The 19,045-nt window shown below is 59.7% G+C and carries 18 protein-coding genes; 15 read left to right on the top strand and 3 right to left on the bottom strand.

Annotated features, from left to right (window positions below):
- Positions 1-19: 19 nt before the first annotated feature.
- The 3 genes from AWR36_RS11795 to ypfJ all read right to left on the bottom strand — a co-directional run bounded on the left by AWR36_RS11795 (position 20) and on the right by ypfJ (position 4,599).
- Positions 20-2,728, bottom strand: a complete 2,709-nt coding sequence (locus tag AWR36_RS11795; protein WP_067085175.1) for a TonB-dependent receptor — start codon at positions 2,726-2,728, stop codon at positions 20-22.
- 609 nt (positions 2,729-3,337) lie between these two features.
- Positions 3,338-3,619: a peptidylprolyl isomerase gene (locus tag AWR36_RS11790; RefSeq protein ID WP_067085173.1), complete on the bottom strand. Its 282-nt coding sequence runs from the start codon at positions 3,617-3,619 to the stop codon at positions 3,338-3,340.
- A gap of 86 nt (positions 3,620-3,705) precedes the next feature.
- Positions 3,706-4,599 (bottom strand): KPN_02809 family neutral zinc metallopeptidase, encoded by an 894-nt coding sequence (ypfJ, locus tag AWR36_RS11785; RefSeq protein WP_067085589.1) that lies wholly within the window; start codon positions 4,597-4,599, stop codon positions 3,706-3,708.
- 132 nt (positions 4,600-4,731) lie between these two features.
- On the opposite strand from ypfJ, the gene AWR36_RS11780 reads away from it, so the two are divergent.
- The 15 genes from AWR36_RS11780 (at position 4,732) to AWR36_RS11720 (ending at position 18,935) form a co-directional block, all read left to right on the top strand.
- Positions 4,732-5,307, top strand: coding sequence for an LON peptidase substrate-binding domain-containing protein (locus tag AWR36_RS11780; RefSeq protein WP_067085170.1), 576 nt, complete (start codon positions 4,732-4,734; stop codon positions 5,305-5,307).
- Between the two features lie 109 nt (positions 5,308-5,416).
- Positions 5,417-6,709, top strand: a complete 1,293-nt coding sequence (locus tag AWR36_RS11775) for a glutamate-5-semialdehyde dehydrogenase (RefSeq protein ID WP_255353984.1) — start codon at positions 5,417-5,419, stop codon at positions 6,707-6,709.
- 252 nt (positions 6,710-6,961) lie between these two features.
- Positions 6,962-7,627 (top strand): nicotinate-nucleotide adenylyltransferase, encoded by a 666-nt coding sequence (gene nadD, locus AWR36_RS11770; protein WP_067085585.1) that lies wholly within the window; start codon positions 6,962-6,964, stop codon positions 7,625-7,627.
- A 10-nt stretch (positions 7,628-7,637) separates the two neighbouring features.
- Positions 7,638-7,973, top strand: a complete 336-nt coding sequence (gene rsfS / locus AWR36_RS11765; protein WP_067085168.1) for a ribosome silencing factor — start codon at positions 7,638-7,640, stop codon at positions 7,971-7,973.
- Positions 7,974-8,024: 51 nt separating this feature from the next.
- Positions 8,025-8,501, top strand: a complete 477-nt coding sequence (gene rlmH / locus AWR36_RS11760) for a 23S rRNA (pseudouridine(1915)-N(3))-methyltransferase RlmH (protein WP_067085166.1) — start codon at positions 8,025-8,027, stop codon at positions 8,499-8,501.
- 258 nt (positions 8,502-8,759) lie between these two features.
- Positions 8,760-10,658, top strand: coding sequence for a penicillin-binding protein 2 (gene mrdA / locus AWR36_RS11755; protein ID WP_067085163.1), 1,899 nt, complete (start codon positions 8,760-8,762; stop codon positions 10,656-10,658).
- Complete coding sequence (rodA, locus tag AWR36_RS11750; RefSeq protein ID WP_231745314.1) at positions 10,651-11,796, top strand: rod shape-determining protein RodA; 1,146 nt, start codon at positions 10,651-10,653, stop codon at positions 11,794-11,796. Before mrdA ends, rodA begins: the two co-directional genes overlap by 8 nt.
- 71 nt (positions 11,797-11,867) lie before the next feature.
- Positions 11,868-12,866 carry a lytic murein transglycosylase B gene (gene mltB / locus AWR36_RS11745; protein ID WP_231745313.1) on the top strand — a complete coding sequence of 333 codons (999 nt, stop codon included), beginning with the start codon at positions 11,868-11,870 and terminating at the stop codon, positions 12,864-12,866.
- 154 nt (positions 12,867-13,020) lie between these two features.
- Complete coding sequence (locus AWR36_RS11740; RefSeq protein WP_067085158.1) at positions 13,021-13,887, top strand: septal ring lytic transglycosylase RlpA family protein; 867 nt, start codon at positions 13,021-13,023, stop codon at positions 13,885-13,887.
- 86 nt (positions 13,888-13,973) lie between these two features.
- On the top strand, positions 13,974-15,122 hold the full coding sequence (locus AWR36_RS11735; RefSeq protein ID WP_067085155.1) for a D-alanyl-D-alanine carboxypeptidase family protein: 1,149 nt from the start codon (positions 13,974-13,976) through the stop codon (positions 15,120-15,122).
- Positions 15,123-15,483: 361 nt separating this feature from the next.
- Positions 15,484-15,765: an HP0495 family protein gene (locus AWR36_RS16235; RefSeq protein WP_067085153.1), complete on the top strand. Its 282-nt coding sequence runs from the start codon at positions 15,484-15,486 to the stop codon at positions 15,763-15,765.
- Entirely contained in the window at positions 15,766-16,470 is a 705-nt protein-coding gene (lipB, locus tag AWR36_RS11730) for a lipoyl(octanoyl) transferase LipB (RefSeq protein WP_067085150.1), read from the top strand.
- Complete coding sequence (gene lipA, locus AWR36_RS11725; RefSeq protein ID WP_067085147.1) at positions 16,463-17,464, top strand: lipoyl synthase; 1,002 nt, start codon at positions 16,463-16,465, stop codon at positions 17,462-17,464. The genes lipB and lipA overlap by 8 nt, the downstream gene beginning before the upstream one ends.
- Before the next feature lie 194 nt (positions 17,465-17,658).
- Entirely contained in the window at positions 17,659-18,177 is a 519-nt protein-coding gene (locus AWR36_RS16440; protein ID WP_255353983.1) for an amidohydrolase family protein, read from the top strand.
- Complete coding sequence (locus AWR36_RS11720; protein ID WP_255353982.1) at positions 18,177-18,935, top strand: amidohydrolase family protein; 759 nt, start codon at positions 18,177-18,179, stop codon at positions 18,933-18,935. Before AWR36_RS16440 ends, AWR36_RS11720 begins: the two co-directional genes overlap by 1 nt.
- Positions 18,936-19,045: the final 110 nt, after the last annotated feature.

The raw sequence follows: 19,045 nt of genomic DNA, 5'->3' as shown, positions 1-19,045 counted from the left end.
AGGAGCCGGGAAATACCCCTTAGAACTTCATCGAGGCATTCATGAACCAGCGAGTGCCGCCGTCGTTGATCAGCTGGAAGATGCCGTCCCAGGAATCCTGCGAATTCTTGGTGCGGTACAGCTCACCGGTCAGGTTGACGCCTTGCAGGCTCAGTGTCACGTTGTCAGTGACATCTGCAGAGAAGGCCACGTCCACAGAGGTGAACGCTTCAGTCTCGGAGGCGGTACCGATGCGGAAACCATTAAAGAACTCACCGCGATGGTTGGCCATCAGGCGGGCACTGTAGCGGTCATTCTCCCAGTAACCGGTGACGTTCCACAGGTCTTCGGAGTTGCCCGGCAGGTTCAGACCATCCTGCCCCTGGTTATCGACAACTTCAGCGTCAGTGAAAGTGTAGTTGGCGCTGACACCGAAGCCGTAAGCGATCTCGGACTGAACCTGAAGCTCTAGACCCTGCAGCTTCGCCTCACCACCATTTTTGGTTCGGGAGACCTCGAGAGGGAAGTCTTCAACGATTTCGGTCGTGCCCTCGAGAACCACGTCTCGGGGTTCGATCTCTGAAACAGAGAACAGGAAGGAATCAATATCTTTGCGGAAGTAAGTGGCACTTGCCAGTGCACCTTCAGCGAAATACCACTCCACGCCTAAATCCAGTTGAGTTGCCAGCCACGGGTCTAGCAGTGGGTTACCCGCAGAGCCCTTACCTGTGGTGCTGTTATAGCTAAAGGTGTTACGAAGGTCCTGGTAATTGGGCAGAGACATAACCCGTGCAGCAGCACCACGAATCAGCAGGTCTTCCTGAAGCTCATAAACAACGTTCAAGCTGGGCAGGGCCTCAGCATAATCGTTGGTGACGGGGACATTTAGATTCCAGACATCCACGCCATCAATCTTACCAATGGACTGGTTGGCGATGGACTCCAGTTCATAATCGACATAGCGGACACCAAAGTTGCCGCTTAGTTTGTCATATTCGAACTCTGCCATGGCGTACAGCGCCAGCTTATCCTCGTTAATTTGGTAGAAATCGCCGAGGCTTTCGTCTTGACGTGTATTCCCAGGAGTCAGGCGAGCAGAGAGACTTCGAATCCCATCAAGGTCCAGGGTTGGGAGGCAAGTCAGAGTGTTACTCTTAGCGGTCTCTTCATATTGGCCACAGCCAGTATTGACGGGAAGGTCTGCGTAGGTTGCATTGCCGAGCGCAAGATCCTGAGGAATCTGGGCGTCAAAGTTGTACAAGTGACGCTCGTTGGTGTGATCCTGATACTTTAAGCCAGTTTTTACAGAGGTAATATATCCGCCATTGTCGATCGGCACCGTCAGATCAAACTGTGCATAAGTTTCCTCGTCGGAGTCTTCAATGTGCGGGTTCCGGCCGCGAATCTCCAGTGGGTAGTTGCCCGGATTGCTCGGATCAAAGCCCTGGAAGTCGACGCCCAGCTTGTTGCCGGTCAGGTCGAGGGTCAGAACTTCGTCACCGGTCAGGCCGGCCACGTCGGCATTAGCGGCGTTGATCTTGCCGAAGTAACCAATGACGATAATGTCACCCTGTGCTTCGGTGTGGCCAACCTGCGCATGAGCTTCAAACAGGTCGTGGGTGTAGGTTACGTCCAAGTCGAACGCTTGGGCTTCCGGGTTAGTGTTACGGAAGAAAGAGTCGGGGCCGAACCAGTAATCATCACCAAGATCGCCCGATACGTTACCCAGCACGGAGTCATGCTTCAGGATGCCGTTGCCCGCGGGGAATTCTTTGGACGCAGTGACATTGTTGATGTCATTGGTGCGACCCGGGACCACCAGGTAGTTGGAGTTGACGTTGTCAGCAGAGAGCTCGAAGTTTAGGTAGTTGGCGACGATATTCAGCTGTTCGGTCGGCTGGTACTGTGCAGTGAAGTTGTAAGCGGTACGCTCACGCTGCTGCTGGAAGATCGCGTGACCGGCGCCCCAAGTGGCGTGAGTAAAGTTGCCGGCGGGTTCTACATTTTTCTCGGCTACACCCGTGCCATAGTAGTTTTCCATGGCGTCGTAAGTGGTGAAACGCTCCTGGTGGGAGGCGCTGACCAGCACGCCGAACTTCTCGTCATCAGATTTCCAGCTGTAGAGACCGGAGTAGGCCGGATCCCAGCGCTCTGCATTTTCAGAGTACTGGTACTCGACGGAACCGCGGGCGGTTCCGCTATCCAGGTCCAGCGGTCGGGCTGTCTTGATGTTCACGATACCGCCAACAGATCCATCGGGCAGGTCGGCGCGCGGTGACTTGTACACTTCCAGGCTGGAGACCAGCTCGGCGGCCAGCATATCGGAGCGGAAGCCACGGGTCGGGCGGTAGCCCTCGAACCACTGGGCGGTAGAGATGGACTGGCCGTTGAGATAAGTCAGGCTCAGGGCAGGGTCCAGGCCGCGGATGCTGACGCCGTCGGCTTCGCCGAAGCGACGCTCAATGCCCACACCCGGAATGCGCATCAGGGCATCACCGATGTTCTTGTCGGGGAACTTGCCGATATCCTCAGAGGTGATGCTGTCCATCACCATAGTGGCGTAGCGCTTGGCATCGATGGCTCTTTCCAGAGACGCCTTGAAGCCCACTACCTCGACTTCTTCAATCTGGGTGGATTTCTTTTCTTTTTTCTCTTCTTCCTGGGCGAATGCCAGGGGCGCAGCGGCGCCGGCGAGTGCCAGTGCGATACCGCTTGCCAGCAGTTTTTTGTGGAACACGTTTGATGACATAGGTTTTCCCCGGTCTTATCGTTATGCGATTTTCTATGCCCCGGCGCACCCCAAGTGTCAAAGCTGACACTAATGCCAAGACTCACTCTCCTTGCGCCTTGGTATCCTCAACGTGACATCGCTGTCATTTTTTGTCCAAGGCCCTGTCCATCTTAAAAGGTGTTCAGACACCGAACGGGAGGACGGTTTGAGTCTAATTTATAAATTCTGGCAAGGCTACAGCATGGGAATAAATTATTTCCCTTTGTCGCGATTTTGCAAAAATTCAAACAGGCGGAGTAGAAAAATGCGCCATTTGCTGTAGTCGAAAAAGGATTGGGCGCCACAACAGCCTGTCGGGGCCTCTCGGCGTGGGTGAAAACAGTGAGTCTAGTGAACTTCATCTGCGAGTGATGTTTAAAAACGCTCAAAGTTTGTGCATGAATGATTGGCGCCAGCAATAACGGGAACGGACCGACAGTGGATCTGCTGGGTGCGTGCGCAGATATGCAGGTAGGGGGGAAGGGGTTTTGGAGGCAGGGCGGCTACCGCGGTCTGTCACCGCGGCGCCACACATCACGGCATCATGAGGGGAAACCGTGATTCTTCTTCGGACTTTAGGCGCGGGCGCTAGTCACTACGGCTGGTGATTTCCAGCAGGTGGTAGCCAAATTGCGTTTTGATGGGCCCGTGCACTTTGTTGAGCTCATCTGAAAATACGACTTGGTCGAATTCCGGCACCATCTGGCCCTGGCTGAACTCGCCCAGATCGCCACCGTTGCGCCCGGACGGGCATTTGGAGTGTTCCTGGGCGATCACACCGAAGTCGGCTCCACCTTCAATTTCCTTTTTCAGTTCCTGACACTTCTCTTCGCTCTCTACCAGAATATGGCGTGCAGTCGCTTTTGGCATAAGGTTGTCTCCGTCAAAAATGCGGGGAAGTTTTAAGGCTGCTGCTTCATCTTAGAGGTTTTGCCTGCGGCTTGCAGTGCGCTGTCTCACTGCCCGGACAGCGCGGCAAAGGTGTTGCACTGGGTGACGTCGCCGCTCTCGAAGCCGCGGCGGAACCAGTAGGCACGCTGTTCTGCGCTGCCATGGGTGAAGCTGTCGGGTGATACCGCGCGGCCGGACTTTCGCTGCAGCCGGTCGTCACCGACGGCGGCTGCGGCGTTGATTCCTTCCTCTATATCGCCGGGCTCCAGAAGCTGCCGGTCGCGATGGGCATAGAAGGCCCAGACGCCAGCAAAGCAGTCCGCTTGCAGCTCCAGCATCACCGAGAGCCGGTTAGCGGTTACCTTATCCGACTGCATGCGGGCCTGCTGAACCTTTTGTGAAGTGCCCAGCAGGTTCTGAACATGGTGGCCCACTTCATGGGCGATAACATAGGCGAAAGCGAAGTCGCCGGGGGCGCCGAGGCGCTTCAGTTCATTGAGAAATCCCAGGTCCAGGTACACCTTGCCGTCTCCCGGGCAGTAAAACGGGCCCACCGCCGCACTGTTCAGGCCGCAGGCAGAGCGGATCATGTCGTCATACAGGACCAGTTTCGGCGGGGTGTACTGCGAGCCTGCGGTGGCAAACAGCTGGGTCCAGGTGTCCTCGGTGTCCGCCAGTACTACCGAGACGAAATCCGCGACAATATCGTCAGGCTGTGCGGGCTGGCGGCTTGCCGAGTCAGGTACCTGCGCCTGCTGCGTCCCGCTCTGGAACAGGTTGCCATTGCCAAAAAAAAGATAGAACGCCGCGATGGCTGCGAGGATCAGCCAGCCTTTCTTACTGCGTAGCAGAAAGGGAGCGATGGCGAGCAGGTTGCCCAGTCCGCCGAAACCGCCGCCGCCGGATTCTCCCCGGCGGTCCTCGATATTCTTGCTTCTGCGACCCTTTTTCCAGCGCATGGGTGTCTCCAAGAAATTGTCTCTGTAGAGCATAGACCAGCTGGCATGAAATTCTTTTTTCTGCCCTTTCGGCGGTAGGGTGTCGGCGATAGGTGTTATCTTTGGGGGTATCCCCCGGATGCGAGAAACCCTGTGTCCCAGATTCCAATCTTCCCACTGCGGGTAGCCCTGTTTCCTGGCGTTGCGATGCCACTGCGGATCTTCGAGCAGCGTTACCTGCGCCTGATCACCGATAGCCTGAAGGCCGACGATGGGTTCGGTATTGTTCTGATCCGCGCTGGCGGAGAGGTCGGGCGTTCGGATGTCTGGCCGGTCGGTGTTTTCGTCAACATCGTCGACTGGAGCCAGGGTGAGGAGGGGCTGCTGCACATTATGGTGCAGGGGCAGCGTCGCTTCCGCATAGAAAGTACCAGTCGCAATGAAGATGGTTTGATGATTGCGGAGGTCAACTGGCTACCCGAGCAGCCGCCGCGGCCCGTTCCGGCTGAATGCGATGGCCTGCTGGCGGTGCTCGATGAACTCAAGGAGCATGCCGCCATGCTGTCACTCCGGTTTGAGCCGGTTGAGACGGCTGATGCGCTCTCCTGGCAGCTGGCGCAACTGTTGCCGCTGGATGACAAGGTTCGCATCGATCTTCTGGCGACCGAGGACCCGCTGGAGCGGCTGGCGACGATCGCTTCCAGTCTGGATCAGTGGGCCAAGCAATAGTTGGCGAATTTCAATTGTCGGTAAAGTTGCCGGATTTTTCCGCGCTTTCCAACCGCGCCGGGGCTCTGCGGTATACTGCGCGGCCAATTGCCCAGCACGGAGAGCCTCAGTGACCACCACCAGCGCCGCAGATACCAGCGATCAGCAGTCCACCCAGCAGAAAATTGAGGCCATGGGGCGCCGTGCCCGCGAGGCTGCGCGCACCATTGCTCGCGCGGATACGAGCACCAAGAACAGTGCTTTGCAGGCCATCGGTCGTGAACTGGACCGGCGCCGGTCCGAAGTTCTGGAGGCCAACGGCAGGGACATGGATGCCGGGCGCAAAAACGGCCTGGATGCGGCGCTGCTGGATCGACTGGAGCTCAACGACGAGCGTATCGATGCCATGATCGAGGGGCTGCACCAGGTGGCGGAACTGCCGGACCCGGTGGGCGAGATCGACGATCTCAAGTTTCGGCCGAGTGGAATCCAGGTGGGCAAAATGCGTGTGCCCCTGGGGGTGGTGGGCATCATTTACGAGTCCCGCCCTAATGTGACCATCGATGCCGCCAGTCTCTGTCTGAAGTCCGGCAATGCCACCATTCTGCGCGGAGGCAGCGAGGCCCTGCATTCCAATGGCGCGATCGCCGCCTGTATTGCTGCCGGGCTCGAAGAGGCCGGTCTGCCGCAGTCTGCGGTTCAGGTAGTGGATACCACCGACCGTGCGGCGGTCGGTGCGCTGATCGCCATGCCGGACTATGTGGATGTGATCGTGCCACGGGGCGGCACCGGCCTGATCGAGCGCGTCAGCCGCGATGCGCGGGTGCCGGTGATCAAGCATCTGCACGGGGTATGCCATGTCTATCTCGATGACCGTGCCGACCGGGAAAAGGCCTTCAATATCGCCCTGAACGCAAAGACCCATCGGTTTGGTGTCTGTAATGCCATGGAGACCCTGCTGGTGGCAGAGGGGATTGCCGACGAGATTCTCCCGCGCCTCGCTGCCGCTTACCGGGAAAGAGAGGTTGAGCTTCGCGGCTGTGAGCGTACACTGCGCATCCTCTCCAACTGCGAGGCTGCGACGGACGCGGACTGGAGCGAGGAATACCTGGCGCCGGTGCTGGCGATCCGGGTGGTGGCCAACATGGATGCCGCCATGGATCACATCGCCCAGTATGGCTCCGGGCACACGGAATCCATTGTGACCGAGGATTACAGCCGGGCGCGGCGTTTTCTCGCCGAGGTGGATTCCAGTTCGGTGATGGTCAATGCATCCACGCGGTTTGCCGACGGGTTCGAGTATGGTCTCGGCGCGGAAATTGGCATCAGCACCGACAAGATCCATGCCCGCGGACCAGTGGGGCTGGAGGGACTGACGTCCCAGAAGTGGATCGTGCTGGGGGATGGGCACGTACGGCAGTAAAGCTTCTTGCTTCCGGGGGTTGTAAGGCTCGAAGTGCAGGGGCTATCAGTGATGACTGAAACCGGAAGTGTATGGAGTTTTGTGGGCGCAATCTGGTGCGGGGCGCTGTCAGCGGTGCTCCCAGCCGGGACACGCTGTGAATACTTCCCTGTACGCTCGTAATCGGCATCCATGCCTCATACGGTCCCGGCTGGGAGCACCCCTGACAGCTTGGCATTGGAAGTAAACAGCAAAGCCGACGCCTTGAAGCAGATGAATAGCTTGAGAAGAACCATCGCCCTGTTCGGCGGCACTTTTGATCCGGTGCACTTTGGCCATTTGCGGATGGCCCTGGAGCTGAAGGTGGCGCTGGAGTTTGACGAGATGCGGCTACTGCCCAGTCACCAGCCGCGCCACCGCCAGACCCCCGGGGTTTCCTCTGAACACCGGCGGCAGATGCTGGCGCTGGCAATTCGTGACTGTCCGCAACTGGCAATGGACGACCGGGAGTTGCGGCGCGGCGGCGCTACCTACACGGTGGATACCCTGGAGGAGTTGCGCGCGGAACTGGGCGATTCAGTCTCCATCAGCTTCTGCATGGGGCTCGACTCCCTGCTCACGCTGACCACCTGGCACCGCTGGCAGCGCCTGCTGGAACTCGCGCACCTGGTGGTGGTGACCCGTCCAGGGTGGCATCTGCCCGGGGAGGGCGAAGTGGCGGAATTGCTGAGCAAGCATAGCGGTGAGCAACACCATCTGCGGGAACAGGCGTCGGGACGGATTGTGGTGCGGGAACAGACCTTGCTTCCCATTTCTGCGACCCGTATCCGCGAGCTGATAGCGCGGGGCCATTCCCCCCGTTTTCTGCTGCCGGATGCGGTATTGGAATATATTGAAGACAAACGACTCTATCGGACGGCCGCTGAGGGCGGCTGCTAAACAAGGTGTTATGACAGATATCAAGAAAATCGCCATCGAGGCACTGGAAGACCTGAAGGGTAAGGACATCGTCTCCATGGACGTGTCGGAACTCAGTGATGTGATGGACACGCTCATCATCTGTACCGGTACTTCCAACCGGCAGGTAAAGTCCCTGGCCAACAATGTGGTCGAAGATGGCAAGAAGGCGGGCGTTCGCCCGATCGGAGTCGAGGGGCTCGACCAGGGCGAGTGGGTGCTGGTGGATTACGGCGACGTCGTTGTGCACGTGATGCTGGCCGATGTGCGCAGTTTCTACGATCTGGAAAAGCTCTGGTCCATGACCCCGGCGAGTCGGGAGGAGTAAGCCGCTTTGTGCGGTGGCCTTCGTGTACGCCTGCGCAGAGCATGATTCCCTATGAAGATTCGTATCCTTGCCGCCGGCGGGCGCATGCCCGGGTGGGTCCAAGAGGGCTATAACGAGTATGCCAAGCGGTTGCCCCGGGAGATCAGCCTGGAGATGGTCGAGATCCCCCTCGGGCAGCGCGGCCAGAAAAGCTCTCCCGCACTGGTGGAAAAGGCCCGCCAGAAAGAGGGCGAGGCGATGCTGTCGGCCCTGAATCCGCGGGACCATGTGGTCGCGCTGGATGTAAAGGGTAAGCCCTGGAGTACGGAGCAGCTCTCGCAACAGCTCGAAGGCTGGCAGATGCAGGGGGATAATGTGGCCCTGCTGATCGGTGGGCCCGATGGTCTGGCCCCGGACTGCCTGGCCCGGGCGCGCCAGCGCTGGTCCCTCTCGCCACTGACCCTGCCGCATCCACTGGTACGTGTGGTTTTGGCGGAGCAGCTCTACCGGGCCTGGACGCTGCTGGCGGGGCACCCCTACCATAAGTGACCAGTTGGCCGCGCGCTGTCCGGCTGTCAACAGCTGTGCCTACGCAGCTTCCCGCACAGGGCTCTGTAGTGCTCCAGTGACCTACCCCGGGGGGAACATCGGGCTGTCTGGGTGGTCTGATGGGACTTGATGCCGCGATGCGGTCAGCGAATGCGGCGTATTTCGCGAATCTCCATTAAATTTCGCTGTTTGCATTCATCAAAAGGCCGCCGAAGTGTACACTTCGTGGTCAATTTTCGCGCCAGCCCCAAGTGACCAATGGCCCACGACCTTCACCTGAAAGACCCCCTTCTCGAGCAGCGGCTGTTTCGCAACCGTATGCTGGTGGCGCTCGTGGGCGTAGTGGTGCTGCTGGGCGTGCTGGTGGCGCGCTTCTACAACCTTCAGGTGGTCAATCACGACGACTACCGCACCCAATCCGATGAAAACCGCATTCAGGTGCGGCCGGTGCCAGCCACCCGCGGCCTGATCTACGACCGCAACGGCGCTCTGCTGGCCGACAATCGCCCCAGTTACACCCTCTCTATTGTTCGGGAGCGGGTCCGGGATATGGATGGCACCCTGGAGCTGATCGGCCGCCTGGTGCAGCTGGACGACGCCGATGTGGAGAAATTCCGCCAGCGCCTGCAGCGCCGTCGACCGTTTGAACCGGTGCCACTGCGCTACCGGCTTAGCGAGAGGGAAATTGCCCGCGTCAGTGTCAACGAGTTCCGCCTGCCCGGGGTCTCGGTGGAGGCGGAGCTGGTGCGCTACTACCCGATGACGGACCTGTTTGCCCACAGTGTCGGCTATGTGGGCCGGATCAGCGAGCGGGAGCTGGCGGCGTTCTCCGAGGAGGACGTGCGTCGCTATCGGGGTATGCAGAGTATCGGCAAGGTGGGGCTGGAGAAGTCCTACGAGGAAGTGCTGCTGGGTGAAGTGGGATTTGAGAACGTGGAGACCAATGCCCGCGGCCGTGTTTTGCGGGTGCTGGAGCGGCATGATCCGCAACCCGGCTCCGAGCTGATGCTTCATATGGATGCCCGCCTGCAGAAGGTGGCGACCGAGGCGCTCGGGGACAATCGCGGTTCCGTGGTCGCCATCGATGTGAAGACTGGTGGTGTGCTGGCCTTTGTCAGCAAACCGTCGTTCGACCCGAATCTGTTTGTGACCGGCATCAGCTTCAAGGATTACAAGGCACTGCGGGATTCCATCGATGTCCCCCTGTTCAACCGCGCCGTCCAGGGCCAGTATCCGCCCGGTTCGACCCTCAAACCGCTGATGGGGCTTGGCGGCCTCGCCGCCGGCGTGATTGATCGCCAGACCAAGATCAAGGACCCGGGCTGGTACAAACTGCCCAACGACACTCGCCTGTACCGCGACTGGAAACGCTGGGGCCACGGCAAGAAAGTGGACCTGATCCAGGCGCTGGCCGAGAGCTGTGACGTGTATTTCTATGACATGGCGCACCGCTGGAGCATCGACGGCATGCACGACATTGCTACCCGCTTCGGCCTCGGTGCCAAGACCGGTATCGATCTGCCGGTCGAGCGTCCCGGCCTGTATCCCTCGCGGGCCTGGAAACGCGGTGCCCGCGGCATGCCCTGGTTCCCGGGGGACAACCTCAACGCGGTCCTCGGCCAGGGCTTCGTGCTCGCTACCCCGCTGCAGCTGGCGGTCATGACCGCGACCATCGCCAACCGCGGCACGCATTACAAGCCGCAGGTGGTGATGGCCATCGACGGCGTGGAGCAGCCACCGGAAGTGCTTCACCACATCGAAGCAAGGCCGGAGCACTGGGACCTGGTGTTCGAGGGGATGGAGGCGGTCGTCTACGACCTGAACGGCACCGGCAAAAAGGCCGGTGCCGATTTGGACTTTCGTGTTGCCGGCAAGACCGGCACCGCGCAGGTGGTAGGCATTGCCCAGGGTGAGGAGTACGACTCCGAGGCGCTGAAAGAGCGTCACCGGGATCACGCCCTGTTCGTGTCCTTCGCACCCATGGACGATCCACAGATCGCGGTGGCGGTGCTGGTGGAAAATGGTGAGAGTGGAGGTGGCGTAGCTGCGCCCGTGGCTCGCGAGGTGTTCGCTGAATGGCTCTCACGGCCGCTCGAAGAGACCGCCAGCGTTCTGCCGGGACCTGTCCAGATACAAGTAGGGGGTGCCCGTGGCTAGTCGCGATTACATGCACCGGTTGCCGGATTCAGGTGGCAGTCTCAGCCGCCCGGTGAGTTTTTCCCGGCGCTGGCATATTGACGTGCCGCTTCTGGCGCTATTGATTCTGCTCTGCGGCGTAGGGTTGACCGTGCTTTACAGTGCCTCCGGTGGCGAGACACATTACGTGCGCCGTCAGGCTGTTTTCCTCTGCATCGCCTTTGTCGCCATGTTCGTCGCCGCCCAGGTACCCCTGGATATGTACCGGCGCTGGTCGCCTTGGTTGTACGTGGCCGGGTGCGGGATGCTCGTGGCGGTATTGTTCGTCGGGGTGGGCGCCAAAGGCGCGCAGCGCTGGCTGGAAATCGGGGGTTTCCGGTTCCAGCCCTCTGAAGCCCTGAAGCTTGCGGTTCCCATGTCGGTGGCTGCCTTCCTGCACCGGCGCACCCTGCCGCCATCCTTTATTACGGTTGTCGGTGCCCTGGTGATTGTTGCCGTACCCGCAGCGCTCATCGTTCGCCAGCCGGACCTGGGCACCTCGATCCTGATTGCAGCTTCGGGGCTCTTCGCCCTGTATTTGGCCGGCCTCAGTTGGAAGATGATCGGCGGTGCGGCGGTGGCGCTAGTGGCTTCCGCCTGGCCAATCTGGGAGTGGGGACTGCGGGAATACCAGAAGCAGCGGATCCTGACTCTCTTCGACCCGGATGCCGACCGACTGGGTGCCGGCTGGAATATCTTCCAGTCCAAGGCCGCCATCGGTTCTGGTGGAGTTTATGGCAAGGGCTACATGCAGGGCACCCAGTCCCAGCTGGACTTTCTGCCCGAGAGCCACACTGACTTTATCATCGCCGTGCTCTCCGAAGAGTGGGGTATGCGCGGTGCGCTGTTACTGCTTTTGCTGTATGTGCTGATCATTGCACGAGGCATCTATATTAGTTTCATGGCCCAGCAAGTGTTCGGGCGGCTGTTGGCGGGGAGTATTACGCTGACTTTCTTTGTCTATGTGTTTGTGAATATCGGAATGGTCACCGGGCTTTTGCCTGTGGTGGGGGTTCCTCTGCCACTTGTCAGTCATGGTGGGACATCTGCCATTACTCTTATGGCTGGTTTCGGTATTCTCATGGCAATTGGCACAGAGCAGCGCCGTGTGACTTTCTAGAGCCCCTAGAGCCCGCGTGGCGTACAAAACTTCGATGTACTTGGATGTAGAGACGCACTATGAGAACAGGAGTGGTAGTTTTGAAGTGGACCACGGGACTATTGATGGGGCTGGGGATGATGCTCTCCGCCTGCGCGCAGGAACCCGGCCACGGCGACAATCCGGATGCGCAGGCATTCGTCAACTATATGGTGGAGAAGTACGACTTTGATCGTGAAGAAATGCTGGCCCTGATGCGCGAGGCCAAGCGCAAGGACTCCATTCTCAAGGCAATCCAGCGCCCCGCTGAGAAGGCCAAACCCTGGTACGAGTACCGCACCTTATTTGTCACGCCGCAGAGCATTGCCGGCGGTGTGGATTTCTGGGACAAAAACAAGAAAGCCCTGGAAGAGGCCGAGAAAAAGTATGGTGTGCCGGCAGAGCTGATCGTTGCCATCATCGGTGTCGAGACCCGCTACGGCGGCAACATGGGCAGCTTCCGGGTGCTGGATGCACTGGCAACCCTGGCTTTCAACTATCCCCGTCGTTCTGAGTTCTTTACCAAGGAGCTGGAGAACTTCCTTTTGCTGGCCCGGGATCAGGGCTTCCAGCCCACCGACCTGAAGGGTTCCTATGCCGGCGCCATGGGATTCGGCCAGTTCATGCCATCCAGTTATCGCGCTTACGCGGTGGATTTCAACAATGACGGCCGGGTGGATATCTGGGAGGACACTGAGGATGCCATCGGCAGTGTGGGCAACTACCTGGCCCGGCACGGCTGGTTGCCCCTGGACCCGGTTGTTGTGCTGGCCACTCCGCGCCCGAATGCCGACATGACCATCGTAAACGACTCGCTGAAGCCTCAGTGGACTGTGGGGCAGCTGGAAGAGAAGGGCTTTGCAACCACCGCGCAGGTTGATCCGGACATGACCGCCAATGTTTTCTCCCTGCAGACGCAGCAAGGTAAAGAATTCTGGATCGGTCTCAAGAATTTTTCCGTAATTACCAGTTACAATCGCAGCCGCCTGTACGCGATGGCGGTATACGACCTGGCGCAGGAAATCGTCAAAGCCCGCGGTGGCCGCTCGTAATCAGCCCGCTCTGGCGAAAAAATAGCGTGTATTGAGGGCACCTTCCGGGGAACCAACGGGGGTGCCGTTCATCAAAAATTCGAATGTAATAGTCAATACCAGATAAAAACGGTTTGGGTGTGCGGCCGGTTGACGCCACCCGTCGGGGGATCTCATGCTGACAAATAACAAGCGTCTGGCTGCCGCGGCAGCCGTTCTGTTGCTGGCTGCCTGCAGTAGCCAGCCCCAAAAGCCCGCTGAGCCCGCCTGGGACGAAATCAAAGACAGCGGTCCGGCGACGCCGGTGGACATGCTCGCCACACCAGAGCCGACGCCGGTGCGCGAACCCATTGGCAAGGCGGGAAACAAGTCCCCCTACGTCGTCAATGGCGTGAAATACAGCATTATGAAGGGAGTGAAGGGCTATAAGGACACTGGCTATGCCTCCTGGTATGGCACCAAGTTTCACGGCCGACGTACCGCAAATGGCGAGATTTACAACATGTACGCCATGTCCGCCGCTCACAAAACACTTCCACTGCCCAGCTACGCCAAGGTTACCAATCTGGACAATGGCCGCAGTGTTATCGTGCGGGTCAACGACCGCGGCCCCTTTGTGCCCGGGCGGATCATCGACCTGAGCTATACAGCGGCACAGAAGCTGGGCTATATCGATAAAGGGGTGGCCCGCGTAGAGGTAGTGGCGCTGGACCCGGACACGCTGCCATCGGCCACGGATACCCTGGTCGCTGAAAAAGATGTCACCGCGCGGGAAGCGCTGGCGCAGGATGCGAGCTTCAAGCTGCCCTCGAATACCTATCTGCAGGTGGGCGCCTTTAGCGATCGCAGTCAGGCGAACCGTGTGCGGGGGCAGGTCGCCTCAGTGGTCGACTATCCTGTATCCGTCAGTCCGGTGTTCAATGGCGCGAAGACCCTGTACCGCGTGAGGATTGGGCCGCTCGCCCAGCAGCGTTCCCTGGTGGCCGCGCGCGAGTCGGTGGAACAGAACCGCCTCGGCACCCCGCTTGTCGTCTACGACTGAGGGAAGCCAGCCGGTTGGCAAAGCCGGTTACGTGAAACTTTGCGCTCAGGAATCGACGAACACGAGGAATAAAGAGACAACAACCCATGATCAAACGCTTTCTTGCCTGCCTGGTTCTGCTGTCCAGCGCCGTTTCTGCCCAAGCCGAGCAGCCCCTGATCCCGGCGCCGCCGCAATTGTCGGCCACCGCCTATCTGCTGATGGACGCCCATACCGGTCAGATCCTGGTGGAAGAAAATGCTGACAAACAGGTGCCGCCGGCCAGCCTTACCAAAATGATGACTGCTTACATCGTCTCCGAGGAGATCGAAAAGGGCACCATCAAAGAAACTGATGAGGTACTCATCTCCGAAAAAGCCTGGCGCAAGGGCGGCTCGAAGATGTTCGTGAAGGTTGGTGAGAAAGTGCCGGTGATCGACCTGCTGCGCGGCGTCATTATCCAGTCCGGCAACGATGCCAGTATTGCCCTGGCAGAGTTTGTTTCCGGTAGCGAAGAGGTTTTTGCTGAGGTAATGAACCAGCAGGCCGAGCTGCTCGGCATGCATGATACCACCTTCAAGAATGCCACCGGCTGGCCTGCCGAGGGGCACCTGACCACCGCCCGCGACCTCGCCATACTGGGGCGCGCGGTTGTCATGGATCATCCACAGCATTACCCCATCCACGCCGAGAAGTATTTCAGCTTTGCCGGTATCAATCAGCCCAACCGAAACCGCCTGTTGTGGCGTGATCCTGCGGTGGACGGCATCAAGACCGGTCACACGGAAGAGGCGGGTTTCTGCCTGGTCGCATCCGCCCAGAAGCGTGGCATGCGCCTGATCTCTGTGGTGCTCGGTACCGAAAGTGATGAACAGCGCGCCGCGGAAAGCCAGAAACTCCTGGCTTACGGGTTCCGCTACTACCAGACCCACAAGGTCTATGGCCCTGACGATGTGCTACAGACCGAGCGTGTGTGGGGCGGCAAGGAGCCGGAAGTGGGTATCGCCGTGAAGGAAGAGGTGTTTGTCACGATTCCCCGTGGTGGTGAGGACAACATCAAGGCCGACCTGATCATCGATGGAGAGCTGGAAGCGCCGCTCGAGAAGGGGCAGCCGGTAGGTAAGGTGGTGGTTACCCTCGATGGCGAAACCGTCGCCGAGGTGAAAGCAGTCACCGCCGAGGGTGTCGAAGAGGCGGGCTTCTTCAAGCGCATGTGGGATGCCATCAAGCGTTTTGTGATGGGCTTTTTTAGCTAAAACCCCGCTCCGGCAGGGGTAGTGCTTGAATAGGGCCAATCGTCTGCCCTTTGGAGCTCGACGGAGACACCTGGGCGCTCCCGCCACCGGTAGTCGGTTGCGGGACACGCTGTGAATACATCCCTGTACGCTCGTCTGCGGCCGTCCATGGCCGCAGACGGTCCCGCAACCGACTACCGGCAACGGGGCTTCTCATCTCGAGTGCGTAATTCGGCGGACGCCGGAGGTGGCCAACCCACCCCGGGTGCCGGCCACAGTCCCCGGTCGTCACTGTCCACAAATCGCTCACCACTGTATAATCTCCGCCCGGCCGCGCTGTCCGTTCTGGTCCATTGTCTTCTGCGCGGTCCTGGAGAGCGGTATGAGCCAAGATCCCAAGCAAGAACCCCCAAAAATCGAATTCCCCTGCGAAGACTATCCGGTCAAGGTGGTTCGTGATGCCGATGAGGCCACCCACGAGTTCGTGCTCGAGGTTATGCGCCGCCACGCCCCGGATCTCGATGAAGAGCGCATTACCCTGCGGGACAGTCGTAACGGCAACTACACCTCGGTGACTTTCTTTATCGTCGCCACCGGTGAAGAGCAGTTGAGGGCCCTGTTTGAAGAGCTGAAGGCCCATCCATCCATCCACATGGTGCTTTGAGTGGCGATTATCCGAGATTTAGGGCGGCGCGAGTACGAGACCGTCTGGCGTGCCATGTCCCACTACACCGATAGCCGGGATGCCGACAGCCCCGACGAAATCTGGTGCGTCGAGCATGACCCGGTGTTCACTCAGGGGCAGGCCGGGAAGGCCGAGCACCTGCTGAATACCGGCGATATTCCCGTCGTCCAGGTGGATCGTGGCGGCCAGGTAACCTATCACGGCCCGGGGCAGCTGGTGGTCTACCCGCTGCTGGACCTGCGGCGGACCAAAATCGGCGTGCGCGACCTGGTTACGGCCCTGGAAAATGCCACGGTGGAGATGCTGGCGAGTTACGGCATCGAAGCTGCCCCCCGCGCCGATGCGCCGGGTGTTTACCTGACCGAGGGGCCGCGAGCCGGCAACAAGATTGCCTCCATCGGCCTCCGTGTCCGCCGCGGCTGCAGCTTCCACGGCATCGCCATCAATATCGACATGGATCTGGCCCCCTTCCTCCGCATCAATCCCTGCGGTTATGCGGGCATGCAGATGGTACAGATGGCAGAGCTGATCGCACCGGTGCCCTCCTGGAGCGAAGTGGCAGAGGTGTTCGTAGGAGCGCTGATGAGAGCGCTATCCCTGGACACTGCGGAATGGCACCCCGTCGACGAAACAATTTTTGCGCGTGCGCGCGCCGAGCAGGAACAGGAAACGACCAATGGCTGACAATACCTCGAGGCCAGAGCGGCCCGATCTCGTACCGGTAAAACGCACCCGCCGCCTGCAGCAGGGAGAAAAGCTCCGCGATGGCGAAAAGGTCGAGCGCATCCCGGTCAAGGTGATCGCCAGTGATCAGGTGCTGCGCAAGCCGGACTGGATTCGCGTCAAGGTCCCGGCCTCCAAAGAAGTGGACCGTATCAAAAGCATCCTGCGCTCGCAGAAGCTCGCCACCGTGTGTGAAGAGGCTAGCTGCCCGAACCTGGGGGAGTGCTTCAGTGGTGGTACCGCCACCTTCATGATCATGGGTGAGATCTGCACCCGTCGTTGTCCGTTCTGCGATGTGGGCCACGGCAAGCCGAATCCGCTGGACCCGCAGGAGCCACAGCACCTGGCCGAAGCCATCGCCGCCATGGGGCTGCGTTATGTGGTAATCACATCCGTCGATCGGGACGACCTGCGCGACGGCGGGGCCCAGCACTTTGCGGAATGTATCCGCACTGCGCGCGAGCACTCTCCCAATCTGCAGGTGGAGATCCTGACCCCGGACTTCCGCGGGCGTATGGACGTGGCGCTGGATATCCTTGAGGCCGAGGCCCCGGACGTATTCAACCACAACCTGGAAACCGTGCCGCGCCTGTACCGTGAATCCCGTCCCGGCGCCAACTACAAGTGGTCGCTGAAACTGCTGCAGGAATACAAGAAGCGTCGTCCGGATGTGCTGACCAAGTCCGGACTGATGGTGGGGCTGGGCGAGGAGAAAGAAGAGATCTTCGCCGTCCTGGACGACATGCGCGAGCATGATATCGATATGCTGACCATCGGCCAGTACCTGCAGCCGAGCAAGGAACACCTGCCGGTGCAGCGTTATGTCCACCCAGACGAGTTCGAGGAATACCGCCGCTACGCCGAGCAGATCGGCTTCAAGCACGCAGCCTGCGGCCCGCTGGTGCGCTCCTCCTACCACGCCGACAAGCAGGCGCACGGGGAGAAAGTCAGCTAAGCACGGTCACGCAGTATCCAGGGGACCAGGGAGCCAGGGAATCCCGACGCAAAGGCCTGCATTGATGCAGGCCTTTTTGTTTGCGCCCCATCCGTTGACCGCTGCTCGATGAGCCGAGCGGAATAGCCAGTCGGATTGCCTGACCTTCGGTTTTTCAGTAGCTTGGTCCCAACAATAACGATAGGGATCAGGCCATGACAAAGTCTCTTCTGGCTGCCGCGGCGGCCGCTCTTATCTCTTGCGGCGCGATCGCCAAGACCACCATTATTCACGCCGGCCAGCTGCTAGCCGTGCCCGGCGAAAAGCCCCTGACAGAGCGCAGTATTTTTATCGAGGACGGCGTCATCACCGATGTGCGGGAAGGGTATGTGCAGGAAGGCACCGCCAGCGTCATCGACCTCAGGGACAGCTTCGTAATGCCGGGCCTGATGGATATGCACGTGCACCTGCAGGGGGAATTGGGTCCCGGCAACGACTCCGATGCCCTGAAAATGTCCAAGCCACTGATGCAGATGCGCTCACTGATGTTTGCCATGCGCACCCTGAGAGCGGGCTTCACCACCGTGCGTGATGTGGGCTCCAGCCCGCAGGAGATGTACGCCATGCGTGATGCCATCAACAACGGCTGGATCGATGGTCCGCGCATCATCGCCGCCGGCGGCGTTGGCATTACCGGGGGCATGCCGACATCAGTGGCGTCAGCCCCGAGCTGATGGCCTTTCACGACCAGGAGAACAAGACGGTTTGTGATGGCCCCTACGACTGCCGCCGGGCGACACGTCACGCCATCAAGTACGGCGCTGACCTGATCAAGATCACCTCCACCGGCGGTGTGCTCACAGACCGCGCGACCGGCACCGGCCAGCAGATGGAAATGGACGAACTGAAGGAGGTCGTACAGTCGGCAAAACGAATGGGCCGCAAGGTGGCCAGCCATGCGCATCAGGAAGCCGGCATCATCGCCGCGCTGGAAGCGGGGGTCGATAGCATTGAGCACGGGTCTTACGCCGGTCCGGCCTCGCACCGGCTGTTCAAGCGCTCCGGTGCCTACCTGGTACCGACCCTGCTCGCTGGCGACACCGTGGTGCAGATGGCGAAGAACACCGAGATCCTCAGTGAAGCCCAGAAAGAAAAGGCCATCCGTGTAGGCAACGATATGAAAGGCAACTTCGCCAAGGCGGTGGATGCCGGGGTGAACATTGCCTTCGGTACCGACAGCGGTGTATCCAAACACGGTGAAAATGCCCGCGAGGCGGTGCTGATGCACGAAGCCGGCATGGACACCATGTCCATCCTCAAGTCCGCCACAATCAATGCCGCCGACCTGATCGGTATGGGCGACAGCCTCGGTAGACTGGAGGTCGGCAAGCAGGCGGACATCATCGCCACCGACGGCTCACCGCTGGCGGATATCGAGGAGTTGTTGGAGGTGGATTTCGTGATGAAGGGTGGTGAGATCGTTGTTCGCTAGCCATCCTTTCTGCGGTCGCCCTTTCTGCAGCTAGCGAAAACTTCTTGGAGAATTTCTGGATTTCCGATCAGTGAGACTTTCTTTAGCTCATAATCCTGTTGCTTTAAGCC

It is taken from the genome of Microbulbifer flavimaris (genome assembly GCF_001641755.2).
Classification (GTDB): Bacteria; Pseudomonadota; Gammaproteobacteria; order Pseudomonadales; family Cellvibrionaceae; genus Microbulbifer; species Microbulbifer flavimaris.
Note: the sequence above shows the minus strand (reverse complement) of the source record. Positions and strands in the feature narration are given on the sequence as shown.

Excerpts from the sequence above, each read along its gene's own strand:
- AWR36_RS11795 (WP_067085175.1), bottom strand. The coding sequence starts at position 2,728 with ATGTCATCAAACGTGTTCCACAAAAAACTGCTGGCAAGCGGTATCGCA.
- AWR36_RS11790 (WP_067085173.1), bottom strand. The coding sequence starts at position 3,619 with ATGCCAAAAGCGACTGCACGCCATATTCTGGTAGAGAGCGAAGAGAAG.
- ypfJ (WP_067085589.1), bottom strand. The coding sequence starts at position 4,599 with ATGCGCTGGAAAAAGGGTCGCAGAAGCAAGAATATCGAGGACCGCCGG.
- nadD (WP_067085585.1), top strand. The coding sequence starts at position 6,962 with ATGAATAGCTTGAGAAGAACCATCGCCCTGTTCGGCGGCACTTTTGAT.
- rsfS (WP_067085168.1), top strand. The coding sequence starts at position 7,638 with ATGACAGATATCAAGAAAATCGCCATCGAGGCACTGGAAGACCTGAAG.
- rlmH (WP_067085166.1), top strand. The coding sequence starts at position 8,025 with ATGAAGATTCGTATCCTTGCCGCCGGCGGGCGCATGCCCGGGTGGGTC.
- mrdA (WP_067085163.1), top strand. The coding sequence starts at position 8,760 with ATGGCCCACGACCTTCACCTGAAAGACCCCCTTCTCGAGCAGCGGCTG.
- AWR36_RS11740 (WP_067085158.1), top strand. The coding sequence starts at position 13,021 with ATGCTGACAAATAACAAGCGTCTGGCTGCCGCGGCAGCCGTTCTGTTG.
- AWR36_RS11735 (WP_067085155.1), top strand. The coding sequence starts at position 13,974 with ATGATCAAACGCTTTCTTGCCTGCCTGGTTCTGCTGTCCAGCGCCGTT.
- AWR36_RS16235 (WP_067085153.1), top strand. The coding sequence starts at position 15,484 with ATGAGCCAAGATCCCAAGCAAGAACCCCCAAAAATCGAATTCCCCTGC.
- lipA (WP_067085147.1), top strand. The coding sequence starts at position 16,463 with ATGGCTGACAATACCTCGAGGCCAGAGCGGCCCGATCTCGTACCGGTA.
- AWR36_RS16440 (WP_255353983.1), top strand. The coding sequence starts at position 17,659 with ATGACAAAGTCTCTTCTGGCTGCCGCGGCGGCCGCTCTTATCTCTTGC.
- AWR36_RS11720 (WP_255353982.1), top strand. The coding sequence starts at position 18,177 with ATGGCCTTTCACGACCAGGAGAACAAGACGGTTTGTGATGGCCCCTAC.